This is a genomic window from Coleofasciculus sp. E1-EBD-02, from assembly GCF_040218245.1.
Classification (GTDB): Bacteria; Cyanobacteriota; Cyanobacteriia; order Cyanobacteriales; family Coleofasciculaceae; genus Coleofasciculus.
Window position 1 is genome coordinate 1 of sequence record NZ_JAVJQN010000177.1, and the last position, 4,944, is coordinate 4,944.

Here is a 4,944-nt window from a genome sequence, read left to right on the forward strand (position 1 = left end):
GACAAATGACAAATGACAAATGACAAATGACAAATGACAAATGACAAATGACAAATGACAAATGACAAATGACAAATGACAAATGACAAATGACAAATGACAAATGACAAATGACAAATGACAAATGACAAATGACGAATGACAACCCTACCGTGAGAAGAATCCACCACTTAAACGTTTAAGAGCAAAACCTGCCACCTCTGAATACTTCAATTCCCCGCATAAAATTTGCAGCATAATCAGAGTCGCTGAAGGTCGCTTCACGCCTACCTTATAGCCGATTTTTGGAAAACCATAGAAGGCACCCGCTAAACGTTTCGCCCAAACCATCTCGTTACCCCATTCGTCCTGAATCACCTGGGTATACTGGGTTAGGGCGTTGGTTTGACCGCCTAAAGCCGCATCAATTGCCTCTGCTGCTTTGACACCACTAAAGATAGAGGGACGAATACCTTCAGCCGTAAACGGATCAGCCAAACAAGCGGTATCACCAACCAATAGGGAGTTTTGCCCGTGTAACTTTTGGTTCCCATCCCACAAACACATTGGATGACTGTGAACCTGACAGAGTTTCGGATCAATATTGAGTTGCTGAATATACTTTGTGCCTATCTTTTGTAAATCCTGCTTGTCATTCCCCTTAAACGTCCCCACACTAACCGAATAGCTATCGGTTTTGGGAAAATTCCAGATGTAGCCATTTTTCACTTGCCCAAAGTCAAAATGGATTGTTGGATCACTGCTTGTCGGGGCGGGATTGGGGGCTTCTAGCGTCACCGCCATCCGCTGAGGACGATCTTTAAAGCCTAACCATTTTGCCATAGGACCATTGGCACCATCCGCCGCAATCAGGTAACGGGCTTCCAGGGGTTCATTGGTTGTGTTAACCTGCCAGCGATCGCCTTTAAATTCAATACCCGTGACAGTGGTTTGGTCTTGCAGTTGAGCGCCTTGCTCTTTTGCCTGTTCGATCAAAAACTGGTCAAAAACATCTCGCTGTACCATCCAGACGGGTTTTTGTTTTTTGAGATTGACCTCCACCGGATCATCCATTTGCCAGGTGTAGCGAACTCGGCTGACATTGAGTGCGATCGCAGGTGCAAGATCAAAATCAAACCACTGTTGCACGCTTGGGGACACACCACCACTACAGGGCTTGTATCGGGGTAAAGAATCTTTTTCTAGAATCAGTACCGATCGCCCTCGCTTGGCGAGGTGGTAGGCTGCGGTTCCCCCTGCAGGACCTGCCCCAACAATAATGCAGTCAAACATTAGGCTTTATGGATTAAGAAACTCATGAGTGCGGCAAGGAGGTATTACTTTAAACCTCTGACATAGTTTACCAAGAAACTGGGGAATTGGTCATTGGTCATTGGTCATTGGTCATTCGTCATTTAGTCGGGGCGGGTGTAGGGTGTAGGGTGCGTTAGCGAAGCGTAACGCACCATTTCAAACGATAGCAGTGAAACCCGCCCCTACATAAGAAATGGGGTTTGGAGACCAAACCCCTACAATTCCCCTATCTCCCCCATCAGACTGGAGAAGCGGGCAAGATGCCCGCCCTACTGCTGCAACTTTACTCCAATCGGATGTTGCCCTAATCTTTAAACCGTGGTAATGTCCTTCTCTTTTGCCGCTAACAAGTCATCAATTTTAGCCGTGTACTTGTCCGTCAATTGCTGAATCTGATCTTGCAGATCACGGGCTTCATCTTCAGAAATTTCGCTACTTTTCTCCTGTTTACGAACTGAGTCAACCGCATCACGACGGATATTCCGAATCGAGACTTTTCCTTCCTCAGCTAACTTACCCGCCATCTTCACAAATTCTTGGCGGCGTTCACTCGTTAAGGGAGGAATATTCAGTCGCACGACTTGACCGTCATTATTGGGAGTTAAGCCAATATCCGATAAAGAAATCGATTTTTCAATCAGAGTCAGTGTACTCTTGTCATAGGGTTGAATCGTAATCGTGGTAGCATCTGGCGTATTAATGCTTGCCAGAGACTTCAGGGGGGTAGGACTACCATAGTATTCCACCATCACTCGATCCAATAGACTGGCATTCGCCCGACCGGTACGAATGGTATTGAAACCCCGTTGCGTTGCTTCAACGGCTTTCTTCATTTGACTTTCAGCGTCAGCTAACTTCACAAAAACCTCCCACAATTGTTCCGACAGATTCTCCTTGAACAGCACGGCGGATATTACCCCGCCCTGTCAAATCAAATACCATAATTGGGATATTATTTTCCTTACATAAAGCGATCGCCGTACTATCCATCACCCGCAAATCTTGAGCGAGGACATAGTGATAGGGCAGCGTATGATAACGGCGAGCCTGGGGATTTAGTTGGGGATCACAATCATAAATCCCATCGACTTTCGTGGCTTTAAAGATCACCTCCGCATCAATTTCGGCGGCTCGTAAAGCTGCCGTCGTGTCCGTGGTGAAAAAGGGATTCCCCGAACCTGCGCCAAAAATTACCACTCGCCCTTTTTCGAGGTGACGAATGGCACGGCGACGGATATAGGGTTCTGCCACTTCTTGCATCGCGATCGCGGTTTGCACACGGGTAGGTATTCCCATTTGTTCTAAGGCATCTTGTAGAGTCATGGCATTCATGACTGTGGCAATCATACCAATATAATCACCCGTTGCCCTATCCATTCCGCCAGCAGCCGCTTTCAAACCGCGAAAAATGTTGCCACCACCGACGACGATTGCCATTTGGATGCCACTTGCCACGACTTCGGCGATTTCAGCAGCGATGTCCTGAACGACTCCTGGATCAATGCCGTAGCTCAGTTTGCCCATCAAGGCTTCACCGCTCACTTTTAGTAAAACCCGTCGGTATTTCATCCCCATGCTACGACTCTTTCTTTCTTGACTATTGCCTTGCCCATACGATAACAGTCTACCGATAATTCTGACAGAGTGCTGTGACTCTAACGAAGTTTGATTGTTGTTAACACCCGTGGTGCTAAAATACAAATTCTTATGGTATTCACGAGTTCCAGTTAACTATTACTGGTGTCAGGTGGCTTCAAATCAAATACTGATTCTCCACAGCTCCTCCGTTGCTCTGGCTCTCTCTGCTCACTAACGACGCCATACTAGGGGACTACCCAAGGTGGGAGTGGATTGGGGTGAGATAGTTTCCCCAGCCAGTAATGCGGCGATCGCATTCTTGACGTAAGCTTCGTTGACGGCTTCGGGATGTTGGCTATTATCGTCAATTTGACCTCTGTAGCGCAAGACTCCCTGTCCATCAATCACAAAGGCTTCTGGGGTTTTTGAAGCGCCAAATCCTTGTGCCACGTCCTGAGTTGGGTCCCACAGGTAAGGAAAATTAAACCCTCTACTACTGGCAAACTGCTGCATCTGACTAAAACTATCTTCGGGAGATTGGTTAGCATCGTTGGAGTTAATGCCAATCAGGATAAATCCCTGTTCCCTAAATCGGCTTTGCAGTTGTTTGAGTCTGTCTACATAAGCGGCAGAGTCAGGACAGTTATTACTCAAGAAAATTACCACTACTCCTCGCCACCTTTCTAGATACCGGGATAGGTGGTGAACATCCTTATCAGTGCCTAAAAGCTCAAAATCGGGAGCATAACTGCCAATGGGTGTGCCGTGTTTTTCCTTCAGACTCATATCGTGTTACGGTGTGTGTTTGACAATGTGTTCGTTCTTTCCTTTTTCCCGTTCCCCTTTGCCGATCCTCCTGGATCAGGCAGTGAATTTCAGCCATCGCTACCACCTTTGTGCCAGAGTTTGATAGCCGATGAGTTTGTAAACCAGTTTAGCGGCACTAAATTGGGAGACCACTGAATCAACCACGGGAGCCAACTCCATTACATCGCAACCGATGACCTGATGGGTTTCAAACAATCGTCGCAAAAAGGTTAGGAGTGCATACCAATTCAGCCCACCCGGTTCAGGAGTGCCAACCCCTGGCATTGAAGCCGGATCAATGCCATCTAAGTCAATGGTAATAAATACTCGCCCTGTTGGGATAGTCGCGATCGCTTCCTCTATCCAGTGGGGATTTTGGGCAATGTGTCGCGCCCAAATTACGGGGATGGATTTTTGTTTAATTAAGTCCGCTTCTTCTTGACAAAGACTGCGAATGGCGACGGGTAATGTGGGTAGTCCCATATCCACAATCCGACGCATCACACAGGCGTGGTTATAAATTGAGCCTTCATATTCGTGGCGTAAATCTCCGTGGGCGTCTATTTGCACCACGGTAAAGGGTTCGTGGCTCTTTTGGCGGTAGGCATCTACAATTCCTGTAGTAATACTATGTTCACCCCCGATCGCAATCACAAATTTACCATCATCGATAAGCCCAGATACGGTGTCGCGAGTATCTGTCAGCATGGTTTGGGCAGAAATCCGTTGTCCGCCTCTGGTATCTGCGATCGCACCGTGAGTATAAATCCTAGCGTCTTTACAAATCTCCCGTTCCAACTCATCATCGTAGTATTCGAGCTGGATTGACGCCTCCAAGAGCGCATCGGGTCCATTTTCTGTGCCTTTACGATAGGTTGTGGTTGCCTCGTAGGGAATTGGCAAAATAACCACTTGTGACGCTTTATAGGATGCCTGTATTTCCGATCCCAGGAACGGGATAACAGCAGCAGACGTTTGCACCAACATAGAGGACGCACCAAACAATTTCTTAAGGTTAATTTTGACACAAGACGAGACAAAGGCATCATGGTAGAGACGTTGCATGCAACGTCTCTACTCAGGTTGATCTCGCAAAACGCTATTTTATTACAGAATGTAAATAGTAACCGCTTCTAAAAACCTAGACAAACCTACCCATAAGTAATTCTGCCTTGGTATAAGTCCACGGTGTAACTTTTGGTCGATGACCGTTAACGCTTGCGCTTGGCTGATACCCGGCGTTGTTGCTCGATATCAGCCTTAACC

5 protein-coding genes are annotated in these 4,944 nt (G+C 47.0%); all 5 read right to left on the reverse strand.

From position 1 onward, the window contains the following. Positions 1–147: 147 nt before the first annotated feature. Complete coding sequence (locus RIC07_RS28180) at positions 148–1,272, reverse strand: geranylgeranyl reductase family protein (protein ID WP_446397410.1); 1,125 nt, start codon at positions 1,270–1,272, stop codon at positions 148–150. A 332-nt stretch (positions 1,273–1,604) separates the two neighbouring features. Beyond that, the gene (gene frr / locus RIC07_RS28185) at positions 1,605–2,153 is read right to left on the reverse strand and encodes a ribosome recycling factor (protein ID WP_446377266.1); all 549 of its coding nucleotides are present in this window, start codon (positions 2,151–2,153) and stop codon (positions 1,605–1,607) included. After that, positions 2,140–2,868, reverse strand: a complete 729-nt coding sequence (gene pyrH, locus RIC07_RS28190; protein ID WP_446347307.1) for a UMP kinase — start codon at positions 2,866–2,868, stop codon at positions 2,140–2,142. Before pyrH ends, frr begins: the two co-directional genes overlap by 14 nt. A gap of 234 nt (positions 2,869–3,102) precedes the next feature. Further along, a complete protein-coding gene (locus RIC07_RS28195; protein ID WP_446397411.1) occupies positions 3,103–3,657 on the reverse strand; it encodes a thioredoxin family protein in 555 nt (184 codons plus the stop codon). Positions 3,658–3,756: 99 nt separating this feature from the next. Further along, positions 3,757–4,665, reverse strand: coding sequence for an agmatinase (gene speB / locus RIC07_RS28200; RefSeq protein WP_446397412.1), 909 nt, complete (start codon positions 4,663–4,665; stop codon positions 3,757–3,759). Positions 4,666–4,944 lie beyond the last annotated feature (279 nt).

Excerpts from the sequence above, each read along its gene's own strand:
- pyrH (WP_446347307.1), bottom strand. The coding sequence starts at position 2,868 with ATGGGGATGAAATACCGACGGGTTTTACTAAAAGTGAGCGGTGAAGCC.
- speB (WP_446397412.1), bottom strand. The coding sequence starts at position 4,665 with ATGTTGGTGCAAACGTCTGCTGCTGTTATCCCGTTCCTGGGATCGGAA.
- RIC07_RS28195 (WP_446397411.1), bottom strand. The coding sequence starts at position 3,657 with ATGAGTCTGAAGGAAAAACACGGCACACCCATTGGCAGTTATGCTCCC.
- RIC07_RS28180 (WP_446397410.1), bottom strand. The coding sequence starts at position 1,272 with ATGTTTGACTGCATTATTGTTGGGGCAGGTCCTGCAGGGGGAACCGCA.